Below are 24977 nucleotides of genomic sequence, written 5' to 3' on the forward strand. Positions count from 1 at the left end.
CTCGTTTTCATGGAGCCGATCTACAAGGGCGGGCTGGAGGGCGTGACGCCCGGCAGCAGCTGTATCGCCAACGCCTATACCAGCAATCACGAACGGATCGCGTCAGGCAAGCTCAGTACGTTCAAGAGCTTCGCGCTGCACGTCGTTGATGCCACTGGCCTCGTGCACGCAATTCTATTGCGGATTCAGGCCGTGCTGCTGCCCATCAAGACGCTGGTGCTGAGCGGACACTAACCACATGGTCCGAGCGCCGTTGGCCCAAGAGCAATAGTATTAATGCGCATTGGGTGGGGAGGCAGTTGCTATGTCGATGTGGAGTAACGGTCGCACGGTAGGCAGGTCAGTCGCCGTTCTACTTTCCTTCCTTTTGGTCGGTTGCGCTGCCAGACTTGGTCCAGAGGTCCTGACGCCCGTGGCGGCTTCGGCGGGCGGGACGGCTCTGCAAATTTATGTGGCGACTACGCGCGAGCGCGAGATTTCGTCGGGAAACGTATTCACTGCGAACCGCGCCAATGCGCTCAACTTTGCAAAGTTTGCCGTCTCGGTGCCCCCTAACCACAAGCCCGGCAATATCGAAATGGCGACCGCAACTCCCGATCCAGCGAGCAGCTTTGCTGTAGTGGATCAGGCTGCACTGAGCGAAGCCGATTTTCGCAAAGCTGTGGCTCCGCAAGGCAATACTCGGCGGAAAAAGCACAAAGCCTTTGTTTTCGTGCACGGGTTCAACAACACCTTCCAGGAGTCACTATTTCGAATCGCGCAATTGCAAGCGGACATCAACATCGACGGAATTCCGATCCTGTTCGCGTGGCCATCGCAAGGTCGGGTCGGTGCTTATGAAATGGACAAGCAATCGGCAGACTATTCTCGTGATCATCTGATGGCTTTGCTAACGATGCTAAGCAGCAGTTCCGAGGTCAGCGACATTATGGTGGTGGCCCACAGCATGGGTGCCATGTTGACCGTCGAGGCCCTGCGCCAACTTCGTCTCGAAGGCAAAGACCGAGTGATTGCCCGGCTAGGCCGTGTTGTGCTGGCGGCGCCCGACATCAATGCGAAAACGTTCCGTGCTCAAGCACAAGCTATCGGTCCGCTCAAGCCACCTTTGCTGGTACTAGTTTCCAAGGATGATAGGGCGCTTCGAGTGTCCAGTTTTCTTGATGGTGGTATCGCGCGTGCGGGCGATATCGACGTTGACGATCCCGTTGTGCGCGAGGCTGCCCTGAAAGAAAGGGTTCAAGTCGTCGACATTTCAAGGCTCGCAAAACACGACGATCTGGGACATGACCGGTTCGTGAGTGTTGCCGTACTCTATTCACGATCTCACGACCAAGCCTCGCGTTATCGTAATACGGCCGGCACATTCATTTTTACGGATGACGATGAGACATTCTTGCGGCCGATCGACATCGGAAATCAGGCGGCAGCAGAATGAACGGCTTGCTAGGGACACGAGTTCTGCCAATCCCAAGCCAATCACCCCAACCGGCTTTTGCGTATATCCAATTTGGATTACTTGGAATACCGGGGGGCTTCTTGCCTGACGCGCAATACGCGAAACGCTTCAGGCCCAAGCGGCAGGCTAACACTCGCGCTTCCTTAAAAGATCGAAATAGCCTTAGGCGCGGTGCAATAGTTCCGCTGCCAAGCCAGTCACCCCGGTAAGGAGGACATGGCGTAACACATGGCCAAGCTTGCCGATGTAGGCGAACAAGATCGAGCAGATTGACTCAGCCGATGATGTGCTGAGCTGGCGACCAGCGTTGCAAAATCGGTTGTCGCAAGTTCGAGCCCTGCCGTCCCACCAAATGAATGATTTGACATCAAGGAAGTTGTTTCCCGACCAGGCCGATGCGACTGGGCGGCGCAGTAGGCGCCCCATCTTCATCTTGGACGGGTGGAACGACAGGCAGCGGATGGGTTTCCAGCCAAAGCTGGCGCGCCAAACCGACTGGTTCTAGGCCGGCTGTCACCCACCAATCTCTTTCCTTGCTGGCGCGGTGCAGCTCGCGATGATGCGCCCGGCACAGCGGTACTGTAAATTCGTCGCTGACCTTTTGGCCGAGCCCGCGGGGCTGTGCAAAACGCAAATGGTGCGGATCACATGGCTCGCGGCCGCAGACAAGGCAGGGGTGGCTAGCAACAAAGCGCAGGTGTTGCCGGTCTCGTTGCCGTTTGGTCTCCGGCAGGGTTAGCACGCTTTTGTCGATGCGCGATCGGACCTCTGGGGTCGTTATGGGGTATTGCAGTTCGTCTGACGTGATATTCGCATCCGACGTCCTCTGGTGGCGGACGAGCTGGTCCTGAAACGCCGCCCTGACCTTGTCGCCATCTGCAGGCGTCAGGGCGTTTGCTTTTGGCCAGGCTTGCAGCGTCCAGGCGTCCAGATCGTCCTTGAGCCCTAACCCGTCAAGCTCGGCAAGCAACTGGTCCCGCAGCGTTGCCGAGGCTTCAGCCGGCAGGACGCTGACGTGAGCACCATTGGCGCGCTTGCGGGCGCTCTGGAACGTTTTCGCTGGCGGGGTCTGGCCGTTCGTACCGGATTGCTGCGGCCTGTTTGTGGGAGCTGGCTCCGCCACTTGGGGAGCAGCGTCGGGTGCATCGAGATCGTCATCGCCGGCGATCCCGACCAAGGTAAAGAGGCCGTAGCGCCGGGCATAGGTGAGGGCGGAGCCCATCCGGTGCGGAGCCGCGGTCTCGGTGACGGGACAGACCGGCCAGTCCGAGGACAGCCATTCGCCGGAAGCATGGAGAAGGGTGGTAGTGAGCTTGATCAGACCGGTCTCAGGCTCTATCGCGGTTGCCTGGACGGTCGCGATCTCGTGCCTGCTCAGGCATTTTCGGACAATATCCAGTCCACTTGCCAGCGAAGCATAGCGAAAGGTACGGCTGTCCTCTCGCGGAAACGCCGAAGGGATGGTCGCCGTCAGCGACTTTTCCGGGTTCTGGATTTCCGCCTGCGCTTTGGCGAGGGCGGCGCCGATGTTGCTGATCGACTGGCTTGCACGTTGCATCGGTAACTCCATTGAAAAAGACGAGGACGCTAGCGATCGGTCAGAAGTTCGACCTGGATCGCCAACACGAGAGCGGCGGCGACCAGCTCGGTTTCCAGATGGGCGGTAAAGTCGCTCAGAAACGCATCCTGCGGGGAGGCGGACTGGAATGCGCGCAGCTCGCACCAGAAGGTGGCCAGCAGCTCAAAGGCTGCGATATACTCCTCCGGAGGATCGCAAGACGGGTCGAGATGGGCAAAGTCGAAGGGCGACTCCATGGGCGCATCCACGTCCTAACCTTCTGCGAGGGCTTCGCTCCGGCTTCCAAAACGTAGCCAATCGGAAAGCTCGGAGGCGGCTATTCGGCGGCCTGAAGTTCAAAACTGATAGCGCCCGACTTGGAGCGCTTGGCGCGGACGCCGTGCCCTTTGGCCTCTTTCGCGTCCTCTGGAACCAGCTTCTTGAGCTCGCCTTTGGCGGCTTCGTGATCGAGGAAGGCGGCCCGGGTTCGGCAAAACACCCCTGCAAATTCAGCCCAGGAGTTGGACGCACTCATGTCGACGGTCCTCACCGCTTCAATCCGCGGTTTGGGCGGCTCGACGCCAAACAGGTGAGGGGTCTCGCCGGTCTGGACGCAGCGCCAGAACTTTTTCTCCGCTGTGAGCAACAGGTGCTGGTAAAGGGGATCCGCCGGAATCGTTATCTCGACCCACTTGCCGCCGCCGGTTATGATCGATAGCACCGCCGTCCGCGAAGCGCAGACCCACATGTTGTGCTGCAGCTGGGCCATGTGCTTCTCAGCCGCGCCTTCTTCCGAGAACGACCACGGCAGCATGAACTTTGCCTCGAATACCGCGCCCGTCGCCTGGACCCTGCCGTCGAGGGTGGCCGCCATCCACCGCTTGATCGGATGAAACACCTGCCGCTGCACCTCGGTGACGACCTTGCCGGTATTGCGTTCGTACCAGCGCCGGTTGAGGTCCTCGGTCGCGGTGCCGAGCTGAACGATCAGGATGTTGGAGAGATCCTCGGGCTCGACCTCGCCGCGCTTTTCCCGCCACAGCCGGAGCAGGGCGGCCTCATCGTCGCCCATGATGATCCGGGCGTCTGAGCCGCCGATAAAGGCGCGGCGGTCCCCAGCTTTCAATAGCTTCAACATTCGCGACTCCGATGCTCTATGCTAACTTACTTGTGCTCATTGCACATGTGACAATAGCACAATAGGAAGCCTGTGACAAGTGCACAAGTCAGAATGGCGAGAGCCGCACTAAATTGGACCGTCAGAGACCTGGCCGCGGCGACTGGTCTGCATCGGAATACGATTACGAACATCGAGGTGGGAAGGTATGCCGGGGACCCAGCTACGATCACTTTGATCAAGGAGGTCTTGATCCGTGAGGGTGTAGTATTCATTGACGAGAATGGCGGTGGCCCCGGGGTACGACTGCGAAAGCCCTCAAAAGATAAGTCGCGGAAATAACGGATTCGCCGTGCCGCTGCTTATAGAGGAGAGTGCTGTTAAGATGCTGCCGCGGATCTCGCCAAGGAATGTGCGCTGGGCGGCAACCCCGATCTGTCGAGCTGAGGTTGCCGAGGACGGTACGTCACAGTCGATGAGTTAGCCTTTTGGGCGAGCACTGGAAGCCGCCGGCGTCGAGTTCATCGATGAGAACGGGGGTGGAGGCGGAGTGCGCCTTCGAAAGCCCGCAAGAGATAAGTCTCGAAAATAATTTGGGTGAGCTGCCGACGTGTACGCATGATCGTAGCCAGTGATTGGAATCTCGAAGAATTACTGCGGAGGATGACAGGGCGGGACCGCTTGCGATCAAAGAGGCGGCGCGGAGCGTCGATCGCGGCGTTAAGGGCGTGCATGGCGATGTGCATCGCCGAATCCTGCAAAAGACCGAAGACGGCTGGATCCTCTTTCCGTTTGATGCCGTCCGCGTTGATGTCAGATTGCACGCGGCCTAACCCTTCGCAATAAACCGCAAGCGAAATTGCGCACCCCGCAATTCGCCGGTCCGTGTCGACATTCCTGTTGACAGCGCTAGATCGCGTTACGCGCAGTTCCGTGCATCAACGTTCTGTTAAGCGACTCAATGCCAACTATAAGGGAAGCTAAAGAGCCGGTTTAGTTGGCAAAGCTTCACTCCCAGGCGGTGTACATTTTGGGAAAAACTTTTCAGACCAGCGTCTGACGAGACATAAATCCTTTTGAATGGAGACAGCCGTCATGCGACCAGTATCCAAGCCGACCCTACTCGGCAGCGAATCCGAAAGGGAGTACCTCGCCCTCCGCGAAGGGATCGCAAAAGAAATCAAACCCAAAGGTCAAATCGAATGGATGTTTCTTGATGACATCCTCGAAATCCTCTGGGAAATCTTGCGGCTGCGTCGCTATAGAACTCTCATCATCTGCAATACAATCCCCGCAGCGATACAAAGCTTGTTCAAGCAGGTATGCTACGACGATGATTACCTGAATAATTCGCAAGTTGAGGAAGAAGCCATTCGGATAGCTAAGGCTTATTTCCAAGATGCAAAAGCCAAAAAGAAATTCATGGAAATACTAGGTGGAGTCGGATTTAATGAACGTGCCGTTGAGGCGGAAGCGTTTCGACTTGCCATATCCGACCTTGAAAGATTGGACAGGATGCTGTCGGCGTTGGAGAGGCGACGCAACAAAGTGCTACGATTCATCGCACAGTATCGCAACAGCCTGGCGACACAAATCCGGCGGGTGATAGATCGGACTATCGCCGAAGATTTGCCCAGTCGTGACCCCGTCAAGTCGCTTGAACATGCCGACTGAAAGACAAATTGCAGCCAATCGTGCGAACGGCCGCCGCAGCCGCGGGCCGACCTCGCTGCATGGAAAGGCGCGCGCTGGCCGCAACAGCTATCGCCATGGATTAACGGGGCCGGACTCGAGCGCCGGCTTTCTGGTACAGGTCGAAAAACTTGCGCATCGCTTGGCCGGCAATAACCAAAGCGCAATCGTGCGCAAGTTCGCACGCGTTGTGGCGGAGGCCGACCTTGAGCTTGCGCGTGTGCGGCGCGTAAAGGCGGCGCTGATCGAACGGGCCAGCGCGCTTGGAGGGCTGGTACCGCCCAAGCACTTTCGCTCCATGATGCAGGAGGTTCGATGGTGTCAGGCAATGGATTTGTGGTTTAGGGGGCTGCGGTCTAGCAGGCCGCCGCAGCCTGCCCCCATCAATCCGTTGGCATCTATGCCGGTGGCAGCACCGGGGCGATCGGCTGAAGCCTGCTGCCGTATGCTTACTGAATTGATCAGGCTTGACCGATATGCAAATCGCGCATTTACACGACGGGACCGCGCTATTCGTGAATTAGTAAAAGCGATGACTGGTTAGTCAGGCACCGCACATTTGAACCGATAACTGATCTGTTGGATGCTGAAAACCGAGTGGCGCGGGCTAGATCAAAAGGAAATTCGCAGCGCGAAATAGATTCACATCGCGAGCAGGATAGTGCCACAATCACCAAGTCTTCATGCCGGTACGGCAAAAGCGACTGCGACAAGGTAAGAACAGATGCTGATGATCGTGTGAGCCGGCGGCACAGGATCTCGCTTCGATGCTGATGCAAGAAAGCGCGCATTGCGCGTCACCGACGCGCAGGCGCGAATTCCGCGCTATGCGCATCGTGATTGCGGTCAAGGCCGCGCCGGACTTCAATCTCGAGAATAGACAAAGGACCGGAATTCTATTTTCCGGTCTACCCCCGATCAACGGATGTGACGAAATTCGAAAGGTGGGTGCGCAAAGGAATAACACGAGCACAGGTTGAGCGCGCGGAATTCTGCAAAACGAACCCAATTTTGTGTAAATGTTATAGACACTTAGCTGTTTGTCCCAGCTTTCTGAATGGATTTTATCAGATGCAGCTGACAGGCAAGCAGGGAGGCTGAACTGTAAAGCGCTATTCGATTATGGACGGCGCTACTCGACGCTGGAGCCGCGTCGCAAATCGGCTTCGATCTGAAGCCTGGTCCCGCCGCCGAACCGGGCGCGGTAGACCTGCAGGTTCTCCATGATCCGCTGCACGTAGTTTCGCGTTTCGGAGAACGGGATCTGTTCGACCCAGTCGACCGCGTCGACCTTGGGGTCGCGTGGATCGCCATAGCGCTCGATCCATTTTTTGACGCTGCCGCGGCCGGCATTGTAGGCCGCGAAGGTCAGGATGTAGGAGCCGCGATAGTCCTCGAGCAAGCCGCCGAGTTCGGCGGCACCCATCGCGGCGTTGTAGACCGGATCGGTCTTCATCCGGTTGAGGTCGAAGCTGACGCCGGCCCGTTTGGCGACATAGCGACCGGCATCCGGGGTCACCTGCATCAGTCCATAGGCCTGCGCCGGGGAGACCACGGCCTGGTTGAAGGCGCTTTCCTGCCGGCAGATGGCATAGACGATGCTCTGCTCGACCTCGGGCCCGATCGACTTGAACGGCGGGATACCGTTGACGGGATAGGCGTAGTGGTCGAACGGCAGGCCGCGATTGAGGGCGGCCTTGCCGAGCAACAGCATGCCGCGGGCATCCGTGTAGCGCGCGGTCAGCTCGCCGAGCCCGGCCAGCGCGTCGGGATCGCCGTTCTCACCCATGTCGCCGAAAATCGGGATGGCGAGCTCGCGTTCCTGAAGCTCGTAAAGCAACTGCACCGCGCGCACGATCTCGAGCCGCTCGGCGCCGCGCCCGCGGGGAACGCCGTTCAGTTCGATCTGCGGCAATCCGAGTTTGGCGCGCGCCAGCTGGCCGTAATAGCTGGTCGACTGCTCGGCGGCCCTCGTGTAGGCGGCGCGGGCTTCCTGGGCGCGGCCAGCGGCTTCCGCCGCGCGGCCCTGCCAGTAGCCGGCGCGGGCCAGCGCGGTCGGGTTCACGCTGCCGACGCCGATCCGCGCGAAATGCTGGGCGGCTACTGACGGATCTTTGAGGAAGCGCAGCGCAATCCAGCCCGCTGTGAATTCCTGCTCGGTCTTGTAGATGTCGCGCGAGGGCAGGGCGGCATCCCGTGCAATCAGATAGGCGTTGCGATGTTCGCCGACGTCCATCATCTTGCGCGCCAGGAGCCGCCGCTCGATCCACCATTCGTTGAGATTGTGCAGGCGGCCCGGATCCTTCGGCGCGCTCAGCATCAGCTGGGCGGCCTCGGCAAATTTCTCCTCGCGGCGCAGCAGCTGGATCCTGGCAAAGGTGTAGCCGGGATCGCCGTGCAGTTCGCGCGGCACCGCTTCCAGCAAGGCCCGGAGGTTCGAGCCCTTCTTGTTGGCAGCGATCCGCGCCTTGGCCAAGGCCATGTGGCCCGCACCCAGCCGCTTCGCGGCGCGCAGGCCGCCGGCTTCCTGCTCCGTGCCATAGAGCAGAAAATCCATCCGCGCCTTGTGATCGCCGGCCGTCAGCAGGGCGCCGAACAGGTCGAGCGCGGCGTTTTCGGTGTCCTCCGACATGCCGTCGTGCCGCCAGGCATCGCGGACCAGGCGTTCGGCGTTGGCGCGATCGCCGCGTCCGATCATCACCCGCGCCAGTGCGAATTTGCCCTTGGCCGAGATCGGCGATTCGTTTTCGAACCACGACCAGACCGTGGCGTCGTCGCGGCGGTCGTCCCACAGCGCGGCCTCGATGCGCCGGCGCAGGAAGGTCTGCGAGGGCCAGCTTGGATTGGCCGAGACGAAAGCGCGATAGCGCTCGACCGAAGCGCCATTGTCGTCGCTGCGCAGGATCACCCATTCCGCAAGCTTGCGGGCGACCGGATCTGAAATCGTGGCCTGCGCCTGCGTCGCATCCCCCGGTTTGCGCTTTCGAACGAGCTCGATGACGTTCTCCAGGGCGTCCTTGTCGGACTGCGAGGTCGACGACGTCGCGGCGACCGCGGCAGCGGTCGCGGGCTTACGCGCCGCGGGCACGGCGGCGTGCTGGCGCGTCGCAGGCGCCAGCACCGGTGCTGGAAGTGGCGCGGCGGGAGGTGTCGTTGCGGGCGCAGAGTGCTGTGTCGGGATTGCAGCCGTCGGGTTTGCAGGTGAGGTCTTGGGGACCACGTTGCGGGCGATCGGACGCGGCTTCGGCAGTGGAACCTTCGGCTGGGCCCAGGCATCCACCGACATTGCGGATAGCCCCAGCACCAGCCCTGTCGCCAGTGCGGTCGATCGCAATGCGGCTGCGCGGACGGAGCGGGTCACGGATTTCCTCTGCGGCGGCGAATCACTCAATCGCTCAAGCCTTAGGTCTATTTGATTGAATATGTGGACAAAATGCTAAAAACGTCGCGGCCGGGGGTGTTTGCGCCAACACCACGGCAAAATCGCGGCTACCGCGTTTTCGAGCCTTCCGGATTCGATCCGGGAACGCTTGCGCCTTGCGGCCGGAAAACGCGTCAAAAACAAAGGCCTGTGGTCATATCCTTCGGCCCTTTCGCCAGATCGCCAGACCCGATATGAATTGGCTGGTCATTTTTAGCGGTGCCGTCACGAACGCGTTGGGAGGAAATCCATGGCAGCCAAGACAAAATTCCAGGGATCCTTCACCGCCTTGGTCACGCCATTCAAGAACGGTTCGCTCGACGAAGCGGCGTTCCGCGGTCTCGTCAGCTGGCAAATCGAGCAGGGTTCGCACGGTCTCGTTCCCGTCGGCACGACAGGAGAAAGCCCGACGCTGAGCCATGCCGAGCATCACCGCGTGGTCGAGATCTGTATCGAGGAGGCAAAGGGGCGCGTGCCTGTGATCGCCGGCGCGGGCTCGAACTCCACGCGCGAGGCCGTCGATCTGGCTGTCCACGCCGAGAAGGCCGGCGCCGATGCCGTGCTGGTGGTAACGCCGTATTACAACAAGCCGACCCAGGAAGGGATGTATCAGCACTTCAAGGCGGTGAATGACGCGATCGGCATCCCGATCATCATCTACAACATTCCGCCGCGCTCCGTCGTCGATATGTCCGTCGAAACCATGACCCGGTTGTTCGAGTTGAAAAACATCGCCGGCGTCAAGGACGCCACCGCCAATCTAGCCCGGGTGTCGCAACAGCGCCATGCGATGGGACCGGATTTTATCCAGCTGTCCGGTGAGGACATGACGGCGTTGGCCTACATGGCGGCGGGCGGACATGGTTGCATTTCGGTGGTCGCCAACGTGGCGCCGAAGCTGTGCGCCGAGCTGATGACGGCCGTCTTGAAGGGCGATTTCGCCACCGGGCTGAAGCTCCAGGACCGGTTGACGCCGCTGCATGACGCCGTCTTCAAGGAGCCGGGCCTCGCGGGAGCCAAGCATGGCCTCAAGCTGTTGGGACGGCTGGAAGAAGAAGTGCGTCTGCCGCTGATGAATGTGACGCCGCCAACCGGCAAGGTGATCCGCGACGCCATGGTCCATGCCGGCCTGATCAACTGAAGCCGGCCTCTCACTTCGCCTGATGCACGAAGGAAACCGACTATGCTGAAGGAATTCCGCGAGTTTGCGATGAAGGGCAATGTCGTCGACCTCGCCGTCGGCGTCATCATCGGTGCGGCCTTCGGCGCCATCGTGACCTCGCTGGTCGGCGACGTCATCATGCCGATCATCGGTGCGATCACAGGCGGTCTCGACTTCTCCAATTATTTCACCGGACTGTCGAAGGCGGTGACGGCGACCAACCTGGCCGATGCCAAGAAGCAGGGCGCCGTGCTGGCCTGGGGCAGCTTCCTGACGCTGACGCTGAATTTCATCATCATCGCCTTCGTGCTGTTCATGGTCATTCGCGCCATGAACACGCTGAAGCGCAAGGATGAGGCCGCGCCTGCGGCGCCGCCGAAGCCGACGCGCGAGGAAGAGCTGCTGACCGAGATCCGCGATCTCCTCAAGAAGGGCTAACGTGGCCGAGAAGAACGAGCGCCCGATCAAGGTCGTCGCCGAGAACCGCAAGGCGCGGTTCAACTATGCGATCGAGGACACCATCGAGACCGGCATCGCGCTGACCGGCACCGAGGTGAAATCAATTCGCAACGGCAAGACCACCATTGCGGAGTCCTATGCGGACACCAAGGACGGCGAGATCTGGCTGATCAACGCCAATATCCCCGAATATCTGCAGGCCAATCGCTTCAACCACGAGCCCAAGCGACCGCGCAAGCTGCTGCTGCACCGCAAGCAGATCAACAAGCTGATGGGCGCGGTCGATCGCGAGGGCATGACGCTGATCCCGCTAAAACTCTATTTCAACGAGCGCGGCCGCGCCAAGCTGCTGCTGGCGGTGGCCAAGGGCAAGAAGCTGCACGACAAGCGCGAGAGCGAGAAGAAACGTGACTGGGGCCGGGAGAAGGGCCGTCTGCTGCGGGCGCGGGGGTAATATTTTGGATTGTAGGATGGGTAGAGCCAACGGGTCGCGCGAATGCGCGCCCGATGACAGGCTCCGCGAAACCCATCACAACGGTCTTTGAGATGGGTAGATTCGATGGGTATCACTTCGCTCCACCCATCCTACGAGGACGAGTCTCCAATGAATCAAAAAAATCTGCTCGAAGTCGACTGGAGCAAGATCCCGGCGCCATCGGACGATGGCGCAGCTGCCCACCTCGTCGGGATGACGATCCCGCCGCTCAGCCTGATGGCGACCGACGACAATTCGATCGCGCTGTCGGCGCTGCCGGGCCGGGTCGTCGTATTCGCTTATCCCCGCACCGGCGAGCCCGGCAAGATCAGCCTGGTCGATGATTGGGACATGATCCCGGGGGCGCGCGGCTGCACGCCGCAGACCTGCTCGTTCCGCGACCTGTTCGCCGATCTGAAGGCCGCCGGCGCCGGGCACGTCTTCGGCCTGTCGACGCAAAGCAACATCTACCAGACCGAAATGGCGTCGCGGCTGCATCTGCCGTTCCCGGTGCTGTCGGATGAGAAGCTGGCGCTGACCCGCGCGTTGAAATTGCCGACCATGGAGGTGGCGGGGCTGACGCTGATCAAGCGGCTGGCGCTGATCATCGACAATGCGCGCATCAGCCACGTGTTCTATCCGGTGTTTCCGCCGGACCGGAATGCCGGCGACGTGCTGGCGTGGCTGAAGGCGAACCCGGCTTGATCTTGTAGGGTAGGCAAAGGCGCGGTTGCGCCGTGCCCGCCATCTCATCGAAACAAGCAGGGTGGGCACGCTTCGCTTTGCCCACCCTACGATTCCAGATCCGCCCTTACTTTCGCAAACACATTGCGAAACATTTCCGGCGTCAGCACCCGCGTATTGGTGTTGTAGCGGGAGCAGTGATAGCTGTCGTAAAGCTTGATCGGGCCGGCACTGTGCATGGCGCCGTGCGCAAAGGACGCGGCGGCGCTGCGCAGGCCAAGCGCTTTCAGCGTCGATTCATGGGCGATCCTGCCGAGCGCCACGATCGCGCGAAGTTTGGGCATGCCGGCAATGGTCGCGATCAAAAATTGCCGGCAGGTGTTGATCTCGACCGGCAGCGGCTTGTTCTGCGGCGGCACGCAGCGCACGGCGTTGCTGATCATGCAGTCGACCAGCCGCAGTCCGTCGTCGGGCCGCGCCTGATAGCTGCCCTTGGCAAAGCTATATTCCAGCAAGGTGGCATAGAGCAGGTCGCCCGCGTAGTCGCCGGTGAAAGGGCGCCCGGTGCGATTGGCACCCTGCATGCCCGGGGCGAGGCCTACGATCAGCAATCGGGCTCTTGGATCGCCGAACGAAGCCACCGGCGCATTGTGCCAGCCCGGCTCACGGGCACGGGCCTGGTCACGAAACTCGGCGAGACGCGGGCAAAGCGGGCAGTTGCGGTCCGGTCCGATAGCGGAAAAGGCGGCGGCGCTAGCCATTCATGACCATGGCGTTTTCAATGTGGGCACCGGTTCGCGTCAGGACGTCGCGACAAAAACAAAAGCCCGGTTCTGATTCCAGAACCGGGCTCTAGCAGTGCAGCGGATCATTCTCAATCTTCGAAATCGTCGTCGCCGGCGGAACGCGGCGCCATGGTGGTGGCGCGCTGCAGGAATTGCGGTGCGTGATGACGCGGCTCGCGCGGAGCGGGGCGCTCCGAGGGATCGCGGCCGAGCTTGGATTGCAGTTCGACCAGGTCGGTGAAGACGTCGGCCTGGCGGCGCAATTCGTCGGCGATCATCGGCGGCTGGCTCGAAATCGTCGACACCACCGTGACGCGAACGCCGCGCCGCTGCACCGCTTCAACCAGGGAGCGAAAATCGCCGTCGCCGGAGAACAGCACGATCTGATCGACGTGCTCGGCGAGCTCCATGGCATCGACGGCGAGCTCGATGTCCATATTGCCCTTCACCTTGCGGCGGCCGCTGGCGTCTATGAATTCCTTGGTCGCCTTGGTGACGACGGTGTAGCCGTTATAGTCGAGCCAGTCGATCAAAGGACGGATCGATGAGTATTCCTGATCCTCGATGATCGCCGTGTAGTAGAACGCCCGCACTAGCGTACCGCGACTCTGGAATTCCTTGAGAAGGCGCTTGTAGTCGATGTCGAAGCCGAGTGTCTTTGCGGTTGCATAGAGATTGGCGCCGTCGATGAAGAGCGCGATCTTGTTGGAAACGGGTGACATCAAAGGGTTCTCGCGTTGTTGTTACGTTTTTAGCGCAGCGGGAATCGACCGCGCGCACTTTCCAGTTCAGCTGCCTAAAGTTCGGTGAACCTTTCCCCACGACAATCACCACTGCAATTATGGTGAGGCGAGGGCGAAATACCTAGTCTTTTGACGTTGTAAGGAGAGAATACTTGTCCCGAACGGTGTCCCGCCGTCTTCGGACGCTCCGGCCCTTCTGGCCCCGGGGATGGTTACCAGAGCCCATTAAGAAGGCAAATCACAAATTTAGTCTTGCGAAACCCCATCCGCCCCTATAACTAGCCCCCATAACCGACATATTGGGCCCCATTTAACGGAGCGACAGTCTATGGCGCGCGTCACCGTGGAAGATTGCATTGATAAGGTCGACAACCGGTTCGACCTGGTCCTGCTGGCAGCACATCGCGCCCGTATGATCTCGTCCGGATCACAACTCACAGTTGACCGCGACAACGACAAGAATCCGGTCGTTTCGCTGCGGGAAATCGCCGACTCCTCGATCTCCCCGGAAGACCTGCGCGAGGAACTGGTTCATTCCCTGCAGAAATTCGTCGAAGTCGATGAACCCGAGCCCGATACCGTGCCCTTGATCGGCTCGGCCGGCGCCAGCGTCGATGCCGACGACACCGAGGTCGCGGTCGAGCGCATGACCGAGGAAGAGCTCCTGAAGGGCCTCGAGGGCTTGGCGCCGCCGGAAGAGCAGCCCGAAGAGGACGAATAGACCCGGCAACGGGACGTCGAACACCCTGATCTGACAAAGGCCCGGACATTCGTCCGGGCCTTTGCTTTTGTTGACATTTTTTCAGGTACGATGCGTGCTTGGCGGATGGGTGCGAGATCGCCTGAACCGGGTTGGCCGCAGCTTGGCCGGGTTCGGCATCACAAATCGTCCCAAGCCATGCGAAATTGATCGTTCGCTGACCCCCAATGGGGTGCAGCTTCGCTCGAAATCGCATTAGTGTTCGTGAGGCATTCTTGCAGCGGGCCGAGCTCGGCGCGCGGATGAGGCAGTGATTCGATGGCGTTCTGGCGCCGCATATCCCGGCAAATGCAGGCTGCGACCGATTCGGTCGCGGTGGCGCCAGCCTTGCCGGCGGTGGAGCGGCCCAAATCCCCCCGCTCGCGCATGATGCGGCAATACGATCTGGTCGAGCGTGTCCGCTCGTACAATCCGGACACCGATGAAGACCTGCTCAATCGCGCCTATGTCTACGCCATGAAGGCGCACGGCACCCAGACCCGTGCATCGGGCGATCCTTATTTCTCGCATCCGCTCGAGGTCGCGGCGATCCTCACCGGCCTCAAGCTCGATGATGCCACCATCGTCGCGGCGCTGCTGCACGACACCATCGAGGACACCGAGGCGACGCGCGCCGAGATTGACAACGTGTTCGGCCACGAGATCGGTGCGCTGGTAGAGGGCCTCACCAAACTGAAGCGGCTGGAACTGGTTTCGCGCGAGGCCAAGCAGGCCGAGAACCTGCGCAAGCTGCTGCTGGCGATCGCCGACGACGTCCGCGTGCTGCTGATCAAGCTCGCCGACCGCCTGCACAACATGCGGACCCTGGAATTCGTGCCGCACGCCTCGCGCCGCAGGATCGCCGAGGAGACGCTCGACATCTATGCACCGCTCGCCGGCCGCATGGGCATGCAGGAGATGCGCGAAGAGCTCGAGGACCTGTCGTTCCACACGCTCGATCCCGAAGCCTATGCGGTGGTGATGCAGCGGCTCGACGCACTGGCCGAGCGCAACCGCAATCTGATCGGCGAGATCGAAAGTCAGCTGTCGAAGAATTTGCAGAAGAACGGCATCACCGCGCGGGTCTATGGCCGCCGCAAGCAGCCGTTTTCGATCTGGACCAAGATGGAGCGCAAGTCGGTCGGCTTCGAACAATTGTCCGATATCTACGGTTTCCGCGTCGTGATGGGGGACGTCGAATCCTGCTATCGCGCGCTCGGCGTCGTCCATACCACCTGGCCGGTGGTGCCGGGGCGCTTCAAGGACTACATCTCGACGCCGAAGCAGAACGACTATCGTTCGCTCCACACCACCGTGATCGGTCCCGGCCAGCAGCGCGTCGAATTGCAGATCCGCACCGAGGAGATGAACCAGATCGCCGAATTCGGCATTGCGGCGCATGCGTTCTACAAGGAGGGGGAGGGCTCCCCGACCGAGCGGCTCAAGCACGAGTCCAACGCCTTTGCCTGGCTCCGTCACACCGTCGGCATCCTGTCCGAAAGCGCCAATCCGGAAGAGTTCCTGGAACACACCAAGCTCGAGCTGTTCCACGACCAGGTGTTCTGCTTCACGCCGAAGGGCAAGCTGATCGCGCTGCCGCGTCAGGCCAACGTCATCGATTTCGCCTATGCGGTGCATACCGACGTCGGCAACAGCGCGGTCGGCTGCAAGATCAACGGCAAGTTCGCGCCATTGTCGTCGGAATTGCAGAACGGCGACGAGGTCGAGGTCCTGACCTCGCAGGCGCAGTCGGCGCCGCCGTCGGCCTGGGAGTCGCTCGCGGTCACCGGCAAGGCGCGGGCGGCGATCCGCCGCGCCACCCGGACCGCGGTGCGCGATCAATATGCCGGGCTTGGCCGCCGTATCGTCGACCGCCTGTTTGCCCGCGCCAAGATCGAATACGCCGATGACAAGCTGAAGGGCGCGCTGCCCCGGCTGGCGCGCGCCTCGATCGAAGACGTGATGGCCTCCGTCGGGCGCGGCGAACTGAAGGCGTCCGACGTCGCGCGGGCGATGTATCCGGACTACAAGGAAGAGCGGATGGTGCGTTACGGGGCCAAGCGAAGCCTCGCGGACAAGCTGAAGCTGAAATCGCCGCCGCATCCGGCGCGCAGCGCGTCGGTGATCCCGGTGCGCGGCCTCAATTCCGACCTGCCGGTCAAGTTCGCCCCGAACGGCGGCGCGGTGCCGGGCGACCGCATCGTCGGCATCGTCTCGCCGGGTGAGGGGATCACGATCTATCCGATCCAGTCGCCGGCGCTCAAGGATTTCGAGGAAGAGCCGGAGCGCTGGCTCGACGTGCGCTGGGACGTCGACGAGACCATGCCGCAACGTTTTCCGGCGCGGATTCTCGTGCACAATGTCAACGAGCCCGGCAGCCTTGCCCAGGTCGCCACCGTGATCGCCGAGCATGACGGCAATATCGACAATATCAGCATGTCGCGCCGCTCCCCCGATTTCACCGAGCTGACCATCGATCTCGAGGTCTATGACCTGAAGCATCTCAGCGCTATCATCGCCCAGTTGCGCGCCAAGGCCGTCGTCGCACGGGTCGAGCGTGTTAATGGGTAAGTCATTTTGTCATTGCCGGGCTTGACCCGGCAATCCATCGTTCTCAAGAAGATGGATGCGCGGGTCGAGCCCGCGCATGACAGTTGGAAATCTTGGTCGCGAGTCGAAATATGCCGAAAGCTCTTCCGCTGCGCCTCGGGGTCAATGTCGATCACGTCGCTACCTTGCGTAATGCACGGGGCGGCGCGCGGCCGGATCCGGTGCGCGCCGCGCTGACCGCGATCGAGGCGGGGGCCGACGGCATCACCGCGCATCTGCGCGAAGACCGCCGCCATATCCGCGACACCGACATGGCGCGCCTCAAGGCCGAAATCTCAAAACCGCTGAATTTCGAGATGGCGGCGACCGAGGACATGCTGCGGATTTCGCTGGCGACCAGGCCGCACGCGGTCTGCCTGGTTCCCGAGCGCCGCGAAGAGCTCACTACCGAAGGCGGGCTTGACGTGGTCGGCCAGCACAATGCGCTGGCGCCGTTCATCGCGCGCCTGAACGATGCCGGCATCCGGGTGTCGCTGTTCATCGCCGCCGATCCCGCCCAGATCGAGATGGCCGCGCGCCTCCGGGCGCCGGTGATCGAAATCCATACCGGCGGCTGGTGCGACGCGGTGGTGGATGGCCATGCCGCCAAGGCCGAGGCGGAATGGCAGCGCATTGTCGCGGGCGCGAAGCTGGCGCGCGCCGCCGGGCTTGAGGTTCATGCCGGCCACGGCCTCGACTACGACACGGCCGAGACAATCGCCGCTCTGCCCGAACTCGCCGAACTCAACATCGGCTACTTCATGATGGGGGAGGCGCTGTTCGTCGGCCTCGGCGAAACCGTCCGCAGCATGCGGGCGGCGATGGACCGCGGGCGCCAGCGCAGCGTGGCTCCGACATGATCATCGGCATCGGCTCCGACCTGATCGACATCACGCGGGTTGCCAAGGTGATCGAACGCCATGGCGAGCGCTTCCTCGAGCGCATCTTCACCGACGCCGAGCGCGCCAAGGCCGCGCGCCGCGCCAACAACGAGAAGATGGTGGTCGCGACCTATGCCAAAAGGTTCGCGGCCAAGGAGGCCTGTTCCAAGGCGCTCGGCACCGGCATCCGCCAGGGCGTCTGGTGGCGGGATATGGGGGTGGTGAACCTGCCGGGCGGCCGTCCCACCATGAAGCTGACCGGCGGGGCGCTGTCCCGGCTCGAGAAACTGACGCCGGAGGGGTTGGAGGCCCGGATCGACCTTTCCATCACCGATGACTGGCCGCTGGCGCAGGCCTTCGTCATAATTTCGGCGGTCGTTCCGGGCAAATCATAGGGCAGGCGGGCGTTCGCGCCGGGGGACCGACATAAAACTAAAAAACATTGATTTATCAATGGATTACGAAGTTTTATCGAGGCGCTTGATTGCACGGCCGCGAACAACCGTCTAAAACGCCGCTGCGACACTACCGAGCCAGGGCGAATTCGGGTTTTGCGCCGGAATTTGCCTTTAACATCAGTATCGAAGACCATTTTCTTGACGCGAACGGAACTGTTCGATTCGCGTGAGGAAAACGTTCTGCCACCGTGCAGGCCAAGCCTCTGTTTAATACTTGCCTTGCTTGAAGCAGCCTTGCGGGAATTGGGAAAGCGATGAGCGTGACATCCGGGACAAAAACTGAAAGCGGCTTGGGCGAAACCATCCGTGTCGTCATCCACGCCCTCCTGATCGCGCTCGTGATACGCACCTTCCTGTTCCAGCCCTTCAACATTCCCTCGGGATCGATGAAGGCGACGCTCCTGGTCGGCGACTATTTGTTCGTCTCGAAATATTCGTACGGCTATAGCCACTACTCGATCCCGCTGTCGCCGCCATTGTTCTCGGGCCGCATTTTCGGTTCGGAGCCGTCGCGCGGCGATATCGTCGTGTTCCGCCTGCCGAAGGACGATTCCACCGATTACATCAAGCGCGTGATCGGCCTGCCGGGCGACCGCATCCAGATGCGCGAGGGACTGCTCTACATCAACGACGCCCCGATCAAGCGCGAGCGCCTGAGCGATTTCATCGGTGAGGACCCGTGCGGCTCGGACGCCACCGCGCGCGTCAAGCGCTGGAAGGAAACCCTGCCGAACGGCGTCTCCTATGAGTCGCTCGATTGCGTCGACAACGGCTTCTACGACAACACCACCATCTATACCGTGCCGGCCGGCCATTTCTTCATGATGGGCGACAACCGGGACAATTCGACCGACAGCCGCGTGTTGTCGGCGGTGGGCTATGTGCCGTTCGAAAACATCGTCGGCCGGGCGCAAATGATCTTCTTCTCCATTGCCGAGGGCGAACATGCCTGGATGTTCTGGCGCTGGCCGACCGCGGTGCGCTGGAATCGCATTTTTTCAATCGTGCGATGAACGACGAAACGCCCGTCATCAGGAATACCCCGCCACAGGGCGAGAGCCCGCAGCCTGATGCCGGTGGCGAACCTGCGCCCAAGAAGAAGCGCGGCAGGGGCTCGGCCAAGGAATCGGCCAAGGCCGCGGCTGCTGCACTCGAGGCGCGCATCGGCCACAAGTTCGGCGATCCCAACCTCCTGACATCAGCGTTCACGCATGTGTCCGCGCTAAAACCCGCGCGCAATCGCGCCGAAAGCTACCAGCGCCTCGAATTTCTCGGCGATCATGTGCTCGGGCTGATCGTGTCCGACATGCTGTACCGCGCCTTTCCGAACGCCGACGAGGGCGAGCTGTCAAAACGCCTCGCCGATCTCGTGCGCAAGGAAAGCTGCGCCGACGTCGCCAAGTCGCTAGGGCTGGTCGACGACATCAAGCTCGGCCAGGTCGGCGCCAGCGCCAGCGCCCGATTGCGCAAGTCCGTGCTCGGCGACATCTGCGAAGCGGTGATCGGGGCGATCTTTCTCGACGGCGGCTATAGTGCTGCCGCCCAATTCGTCGAGCGCAACTGGACCGAACGGATGCGCAAGCCGCGCCGGCCGCTGCGCGATCCCAAGACGGTGTTGCAGGAATGGGCGCAGAGCAAGGGGATGCCGACGCCGGTCTATCGCGAGGTCGAGCGCACCGGGCCGCATCACGATCCGCAGTTCCGCGTTTCCGTGGAGCTGCCGGGCCTCGAGCCGGCCGAGGGCGTCGGCGGCAGCAAGCGCGCGGCCGAGAAGGTTGCGGCGTCCGTGATGATCGAGCGTGAAGGCGTCGGCGGTGGTGGCAATGACAGCTGAATCTCCGGCCCAGACCGCTTGCGGCTTCGTCGCGCTGATCGGCGCGCCCAATGTCGGCAAGTCTACCCTGGTCAACGCGTTGGTCGGCTCCAAGGTCACGATCGTGTCGCGCAAGGTGCAGACCACGCGGGCGCTGATCCGCGGCATCGTGATCGAGAACAACGCGCAGATCATCCTGGTCGATACGCCCGGCATCTTCGCGCCGAAACGGCGGCTCGACCGCGCCATGGTATCGACCGCCTGGAGCGGGGCGCATGACGCCGATCTGGTCTGCGTGCTGCTCGATGCCAAAGCCGGCATGGATGAAGAGGCGGACGCGATCCTGAGCCGGCTTGCGAGCGTGCAGCATCCGAAAATTCTGGTGCTGAACAAGATCGATCTGATCCCGCGCGAGAAGTTGCTGGCGCTGGCGCAGGCCGCCAATGACCGCATGAAGTTCGAACATACTTTCATGATCTCGGCGCTGTCGGGCGACGGCGTCGACGATCTGCGCGCCGAACTCGCCAAAATGGTGCCGGCAGGCCCGTTTCACTATCCCGAAGACCAGATGTCGGACGCGCCGATGCGGCATCTGGCGGCCGAGATTACGCGCGAGAAGATCTACCGCCAGCTGCACCAGGAGCTGCCGTATCAGTCCACCGTCGAGACCGACAGCTGGACCGAGCGCAAGGACAAATCGGTCCGCATCGAGCAGACCATCTTTGTCGAGCGCGAGAGCCAGCGCAAAATCGTCCTCGGCAAGGGCGGCGCCACCATCAAGTCGATCGGCGCGGATTCCCGCAAAGAGATCGCCGAGATACTGGGCCAGCCCGTGCATCTGTTCCTGTTCGTCAAAGTGCGCGAGAACTGGGGTGACGACCCGGAGCGCTACCGCGAAATGGGAATTGAATTCCCGAAGGAATAGTTCGGCAATGTATGCGATCGTCATTGTCTGCAACAAACGCGGAGCGTTTGTGCATGAGAGCCAACGGGTCGGCGCGAAGCGCCGCCCGATGACAGGCTCCGCGAAGCAATCCACCTCCCGCGTTGAGAAAATGGATTGCTTCGTCGCTTTGCTCCCTTGAACAAACGCTTCGCGTTTGTTGCAGACAATGACGGAATTGGAAGTCCGATGACCCTGCCCAGGAACGTAGTTTGGTTTGAAGTGCTGCTCTATCTGTCGCTGACGTTGGATGCGGTGTCGGTCGCGTTCCAGGACCGCACGCCGAAAGCCGACATGACCGAACAGATGATCATGGTCGCGACCCTGATGGCGGCCGGCCTGATCCTGCTGCTGGTCTATTTCGTCCGGCTCGCGGCGCGGGAGCGCAAGAACTGGCCGCGCTGGGTGCTGGCCGCAGCGCTGGTGCTGTCGGTGATCTCGCTGGCGCAGGTGATCGGCGCGAACGGCCTGCAACTCGACAGCGCCATCGAGGTGGTGTCCTGCGCGCTGACGACGGCGGGGCTGTATTTTTCCTTCACCGGGGATGCGGTGGGCTGGTTCAACGCTTAGTGATTGAAGCTGTCATTCCGGGGCGATGCGAAAGCATCGAACCCGGAATCTCGAGATTCCCCGGTGCGCAATTGCGCACCTGAGGTCTGGTCCTTCGGAGCATCCCGGAATGACGAGCGCGAGATAGCTGCCCGCCTTACCGGAATCCTGTAAACTCCCGCCCATGGAATGGACCGACGAAGGCATCGTGCTGGGGGTGCGGCGGCATGGCGAATCTTCCGCCATTGTCGAACTCTTGACGCGCAGCCATGGCCGACACCTCGGCCTGGTGCGCGGCGGTGCGGGTAAGCGGATGCGGCCGCTGCTGCAGCCCGGCAACAGCGTCACCACGGTGTGGCGGGCGCGGCTCGACGAGCATCTCGGGTATTACGCCATCGAGGGCACGCGGCTGCGCGCGGCGACCTTGCTGGCGTCGGCGCATGCCACCTATGGCGTCACCCATCTGGCCTCGCTGGTGCGGCTGTTGCCGGAGCGCGACCCGCACGAGGACATCTACGAGATGTTCGAGCGCACGCTGGACGATTTCGACGATGTCGGCGGCGCCGCGGCGCATCTGATCCGGTTTGAGCTCGCGATGCTGGCCGAACTCGGCTTCGGCCTCGACCTGGAAAACTGCGCCGCGACCGGCGAGACAACGGAATTGATCTACGTGTCGCCGAAATCCGGCGGCGCGGTGTCGCGGCGCGCCGGCGAGCCTTACCGCGACCGGCTGCTGCCGCTGCCGGCATTTTTGCGTGAAGGCGAGGGCGGGACGAATGGCTGGTCGGACCAGGACCTGCAGGACGGCTTCCGGTTGACCGGCATGTTCCTGCTCCGCCACGTGCTGGAGCCGCGCGGGCAGGGCCATTCCGACGCCCGCGATGGATTCATCAACGCGGTGACCAAATACCGGGCACGAATCAGTTCCGCGGTCTGACGGCAGGGCCCGTCGTCCCGGCCTTGAGCCGGGATCCATACGCCGCGGCTTATCGATAAGAACCGTGGCTCCAGTCGATTTCTTTCAAAAACACCTGTGGTTATGGGTCCCGGCCTTCGCCGGGACGACGCTGAAATGGTGTTGCCCCGATTCGCAGCTTGCCCGAGTCAGCCCAAAAGTTTAACTCGTCCCCATGGGAAAACGAACATTACCGCCGGAAGAGCCGGCCGAAATCCATGAAGTCATGCTGCGGGATGCGCTGGAAGAGCGCTATCTCACCTATGCGCTTTCGACCATCATGCACCGCGCGCTGCCCGACGGCCGCGACGGCCTGAAGCCGGTGCATCGGCGCATCCTTTACGGCATGCGGCTGCTGCGCCTCGACCCCGGCACGGCTTTCAAGAAATCCGCCAAAATCGTCGGCGACGTGATGGGCTCGTTCCATCCGCATGGCGACCAGGCGATCTACGACGCCATGGTGCGCTTGGCGCAGGATTTCTCCTCGCGCTACCCGCTGGTCGACGGCCAGGGCAATTTCGGAAATATCGACGGCGATAACCCGGCCGCCTATCGTTACACCGAAGCGCGAATGACCGCGGTGGCGCAGCTGCTGCTGGAGGGCATCGACGAGGACGGCGTCGAGTTCCGTCCCAATTACGACGGCCAGACCAAAGAGCCGGTGGTGATGCCGGGCGGCTTCCCGAACCTGCTCGCCAACGGCTCGCAGGGCATCGCGGTCGGCATGGCGACGTCGATTCCGCCGCACAACGCCGCCGAGCTGTGCGACGCCGCACTGCATCTGATCGACAAGCCCGACGCCAAATCGAAGTCGCTGCTGAAATGGGTCAAGGGGCCGGATTTCCCGACCGGCGGCATCGTCGTCGATTCCAAGGAAGCGATCGCTGAGGCCTACATGACCGGGCGCGGCTCGTTCCGCACCCGCGCGCGATGGACCCAGGAAGAGGGGGCGCGGGGCACCTGGGTCGTTGTGATCACCGAGATCCCGTGGCTGGTACAGAAATCCCGGCTGGTGGAGAAGATCGCCGAACTGCTCAACGAGAAGAAGCTGCCGCTGGTCGGCGACGTCAGGGACGAATCCGCCGAAGACGTCCGCCTCGTGATCGAGCCGAAATCCCGCGCCGTTGATCCCGCGCTGATGATGGAATCGCTGTTCCGGCTGACCGAGCTCGAAAGCAAGATTTCGCTGAACCTCAACGTGCTGATCAAGGGCAAGATCCCGAAAGTGGTGGGCCTTGCCGAATGCCTGCGCGAATGGCTCGATCATCTGCGCGACGTGCTGCTGCGCCGCTCGAACTACCGCAAGACCCAGATCGAGAACCGGCTGGAAGTGCTCGGCGGCTATTTGATCGCCTATCTGAACATCGACAAGGTGATCAAGATCATCCGCACCGAGGATGAACCGAAGCCTGAGTTGATGAAGGCGTTCAAGCTGACCGAGGTCCAGGCCGACGCCATCCTCGACATGCGGCTGCGCCGTTTGCGCAAGCTCGAGGAATTCGAGATCCGCACCGAGGACAAGAACCTTCGGGCCGAATTGAAGGGCATCAAGTCGCTGCTCGGCTCCGAGGCCGAGCAATGGTCCAAGGTCGGCGACCAGGTCCGCAAGGTCCGCGACATGTTCGGGCCGAAGACGCCGCTCGGCAAGCGCCGCACCACCTTCGCGGATGCGCCCGAGCACGATCTGGCCGCGATCGAGGAGGCCTTTGTCGAGCGCGAGCCGTGCACGGTGGTGATCTCCGAAAAGGGCTGGGTGCGCACGCTCAAGGGCCATGTCGAGGATATTTCAGGGCTCGCCTTCAAGACCGACGACAAGCTCGAGCACGCATTCTTTGCCGAGACCACCTCGAAGCTGCTGGTGTTCGCGACCAACGGAAAATTCTATTCGCTCGACGTCGCAAAGCTGCCGGGCGGCCGCGGTCATGGCGAGGCGATCCGCATGTTCATCGACATGGAGCCGGAAACCGCGATCGTGTCGCTGTTCGTCAACAAGGGCGGCCGCAAATTCCTGATCGCAAGCCTCGAAGGGCAGGGCTTCATCGTCAACGAGGACGATTGCGTCGGCAATACCCGCAAGGGCAAGCAGGTGCTCAACGTCGAAATGCCGAACGAGGCCTGCGCGATCACGACCGTCGCCGGCGACACCGTCGCCGTGATCGGCACCAACCACAAGATGGTGCTGTTCCCGCTTGACCAGGTGCCGGAGATGGCGCGTGGCCGCGGCGTGCGGCTGCAGAAATACACCAGCGCGAAACTATCCGACGTCGCGGTATTCGAGTCCAAGGCGGGGCTGAACTGGAAAGATTCCGCCGGCCGCGACCAGAGCATGAGCTGGAAAGAACTGGCCGATTGGCGCGGCAACCGCGCCGACGCCGGCCGCCTCGCGCACGGCCTGCCGAAGTCGAACAAGTTCCTGCGGGGCGTGGAGTAGGGCGGGGACGGGCTATACCAAACGTCGTCATGCCCGGCCTTGCCGCCTTCGGTAAAGCTCCGGCGGG

Annotated in this window: 24 protein-coding genes and 1 pseudogene; 19 read left to right on the plus strand and 6 right to left on the minus strand. The window is 61.7% G+C overall.

What is annotated here, in order from left to right; genetic code table 11:
• Positions 1–234, plus strand: a pseudogene (locus tag JQ575_RS38090) (HlyD family secretion protein); the annotation flags it as partial.
• A 178-nt stretch (positions 235–412) separates the two neighbouring features.
• Entirely contained in the window at positions 413–1435 is a 1023-nt protein-coding gene (locus JQ575_RS38095) for an alpha/beta hydrolase (protein ID WP_212038323.1), read from the plus strand.
• 388 nt (positions 1436–1823) lie between these two features.
• Here the strand turns inward: JQ575_RS38095 and JQ575_RS38100 are convergent, their stop codons facing one another.
• From JQ575_RS38100 to JQ575_RS38110, 3 genes are all read right to left on the minus strand, one after another.
• The gene (locus JQ575_RS38100) at positions 1824–3014 is read right to left on the minus strand and encodes an ERF family protein (protein ID WP_212038324.1); all 1191 of its coding nucleotides are present in this window, start codon (positions 3012–3014) and stop codon (positions 1824–1826) included.
• A 29-nt stretch (positions 3015–3043) separates the two neighbouring features.
• A complete protein-coding gene (locus JQ575_RS38105; protein WP_212038325.1) occupies positions 3044–3271 on the minus strand; it encodes a hypothetical protein in 228 nt (75 codons plus the stop codon).
• Positions 3272–3351: 80 nt separating this feature from the next.
• Positions 3352–4152: a YqaJ viral recombinase family protein gene (locus tag JQ575_RS38110; RefSeq protein ID WP_212038326.1), complete on the minus strand. Its 801-nt coding sequence runs from the start codon at positions 4150–4152 to the stop codon at positions 3352–3354.
• A gap of 93 nt (positions 4153–4245) precedes the next feature.
• On the opposite strand from JQ575_RS38110, the gene JQ575_RS38115 reads away from it, so the two are divergent.
• From JQ575_RS38115 to JQ575_RS38125, 3 genes are all read left to right on the plus strand, one after another.
• Entirely contained in the window at positions 4246–4473 is a 228-nt protein-coding gene (locus tag JQ575_RS38115; protein WP_212038327.1) for a helix-turn-helix transcriptional regulator, read from the plus strand.
• 753 nt (positions 4474–5226) lie between these two features.
• Complete coding sequence (locus JQ575_RS38120; protein WP_212038328.1) at positions 5227–5805, plus strand: hypothetical protein; 579 nt, start codon at positions 5227–5229, stop codon at positions 5803–5805.
• Positions 5789–6367 carry a hypothetical protein gene (locus tag JQ575_RS38125; RefSeq protein WP_212038329.1) on the plus strand — a complete coding sequence of 193 codons (579 nt, stop codon included), beginning with the start codon at positions 5789–5791 and terminating at the stop codon, positions 6365–6367. The genes JQ575_RS38120 and JQ575_RS38125 overlap by 17 nt, the downstream gene beginning before the upstream one ends.
• A gap of 588 nt (positions 6368–6955) precedes the next feature.
• Here JQ575_RS38125 and JQ575_RS38130 read toward each other — a convergent pair.
• Positions 6956–9184, minus strand: a complete 2229-nt coding sequence (locus tag JQ575_RS38130; RefSeq protein WP_409364871.1) for a lytic transglycosylase domain-containing protein — start codon at positions 9182–9184, stop codon at positions 6956–6958.
• Between the two features lie 310 nt (positions 9185–9494).
• Between JQ575_RS38130 and dapA the strand changes: the two genes are divergently transcribed.
• The 4 genes from dapA (at position 9495) to JQ575_RS38150 (ending at position 12045) form a co-directional block, all read left to right on the plus strand.
• Positions 9495–10385, plus strand: coding sequence for a 4-hydroxy-tetrahydrodipicolinate synthase (dapA, locus tag JQ575_RS38135; RefSeq protein WP_212038330.1), 891 nt, complete (start codon positions 9495–9497; stop codon positions 10383–10385).
• A 42-nt stretch (positions 10386–10427) separates the two neighbouring features.
• Positions 10428–10844 carry a large conductance mechanosensitive channel protein MscL gene (gene mscL, locus JQ575_RS38140; RefSeq protein ID WP_212038331.1) on the plus strand — a complete coding sequence of 139 codons (417 nt, stop codon included), beginning with the start codon at positions 10428–10430 and terminating at the stop codon, positions 10842–10844.
• A 1-nt stretch (position 10845) separates the two neighbouring features.
• Positions 10846–11319, plus strand: coding sequence for an SsrA-binding protein SmpB (smpB, locus tag JQ575_RS38145; protein ID WP_192733623.1), 474 nt, complete (start codon positions 10846–10848; stop codon positions 11317–11319).
• Between the two features lie 150 nt (positions 11320–11469).
• Entirely contained in the window at positions 11470–12045 is a 576-nt protein-coding gene (locus JQ575_RS38150) for a peroxiredoxin (RefSeq protein ID WP_212038332.1), read from the plus strand.
• 86 nt (positions 12046–12131) lie between these two features.
• Here the strand turns inward: JQ575_RS38150 and JQ575_RS38155 are convergent, their stop codons facing one another.
• Both JQ575_RS38155 and JQ575_RS38160 read right to left on the minus strand, forming a co-directional pair.
• Entirely contained in the window at positions 12132–12785 is a 654-nt protein-coding gene (locus tag JQ575_RS38155) for a uracil-DNA glycosylase (protein WP_212038333.1), read from the minus strand.
• Positions 12786–12898: 113 nt separating this feature from the next.
• Positions 12899–13531: an NYN domain-containing protein gene (locus tag JQ575_RS38160; RefSeq protein WP_212038334.1), complete on the minus strand. Its 633-nt coding sequence runs from the start codon at positions 13529–13531 to the stop codon at positions 12899–12901.
• A 349-nt stretch (positions 13532–13880) separates the two neighbouring features.
• On the opposite strand from JQ575_RS38160, the gene rpoZ reads away from it, so the two are divergent.
• From rpoZ to parC, 10 genes are all read left to right on the plus strand, one after another.
• Positions 13881–14273, plus strand: a complete 393-nt coding sequence (gene rpoZ / locus JQ575_RS38165) for a DNA-directed RNA polymerase subunit omega (RefSeq protein ID WP_074276225.1) — start codon at positions 13881–13883, stop codon at positions 14271–14273.
• Between the two features lie 327 nt (positions 14274–14600).
• Positions 14601–16862 carry a bifunctional (p)ppGpp synthetase/guanosine-3',5'-bis(diphosphate) 3'-pyrophosphohydrolase gene (locus JQ575_RS38170; RefSeq protein ID WP_249167173.1) on the plus strand — a complete coding sequence of 754 codons (2262 nt, stop codon included), beginning with the start codon at positions 14601–14603 and terminating at the stop codon, positions 16860–16862.
• Positions 16863–16972: 110 nt separating this feature from the next.
• The gene (locus JQ575_RS38175) at positions 16973–17740 is read left to right on the plus strand and encodes a pyridoxine 5'-phosphate synthase (protein ID WP_212038336.1); all 768 of its coding nucleotides are present in this window, start codon (positions 16973–16975) and stop codon (positions 17738–17740) included.
• Positions 17737–18156 (plus strand): holo-ACP synthase, encoded by a 420-nt coding sequence (acpS, locus tag JQ575_RS38180; RefSeq protein WP_212038337.1) that lies wholly within the window; start codon positions 17737–17739, stop codon positions 18154–18156. The genes JQ575_RS38175 and acpS overlap by 4 nt, the downstream gene beginning before the upstream one ends.
• A gap of 317 nt (positions 18157–18473) precedes the next feature.
• Complete coding sequence (gene lepB / locus JQ575_RS38185) at positions 18474–19232, plus strand: signal peptidase I (RefSeq protein WP_212038338.1); 759 nt, start codon at positions 18474–18476, stop codon at positions 19230–19232.
• Positions 19229–20053, plus strand: coding sequence for a ribonuclease III (gene rnc, locus JQ575_RS38190; RefSeq protein ID WP_212038339.1), 825 nt, complete (start codon positions 19229–19231; stop codon positions 20051–20053). The genes lepB and rnc overlap by 4 nt, the downstream gene beginning before the upstream one ends.
• Positions 20043–20957 (plus strand): GTPase Era, encoded by a 915-nt coding sequence (gene era / locus JQ575_RS38195; protein ID WP_212038340.1) that lies wholly within the window; start codon positions 20043–20045, stop codon positions 20955–20957. The genes rnc and era overlap by 11 nt, the downstream gene beginning before the upstream one ends.
• A 207-nt stretch (positions 20958–21164) precedes the next feature.
• Positions 21165–21545: a hypothetical protein gene (locus tag JQ575_RS38200; protein WP_192733613.1), complete on the plus strand. Its 381-nt coding sequence runs from the start codon at positions 21165–21167 to the stop codon at positions 21543–21545.
• Between the two features lie 163 nt (positions 21546–21708).
• A complete protein-coding gene (recO, locus tag JQ575_RS38205) occupies positions 21709–22461 on the plus strand; it encodes a DNA repair protein RecO (RefSeq protein WP_212038341.1) in 753 nt (250 codons plus the stop codon).
• A 193-nt stretch (positions 22462–22654) separates the two neighbouring features.
• Positions 22655–24910 carry a DNA topoisomerase IV subunit A gene (gene parC / locus JQ575_RS38210; protein ID WP_212038342.1) on the plus strand — a complete coding sequence of 752 codons (2256 nt, stop codon included), beginning with the start codon at positions 22655–22657 and terminating at the stop codon, positions 24908–24910.
• The last annotated feature ends 67 nt before the right edge of the window (positions 24911–24977 follow it).

Origin of the sequence: Bradyrhizobium sp. JYMT SZCCT0428 (genome assembly GCF_018131075.1) — a bacterium.
In the GTDB taxonomy this organism is placed as follows: Bacteria; Pseudomonadota; Alphaproteobacteria; order Rhizobiales; family Xanthobacteraceae; genus Bradyrhizobium.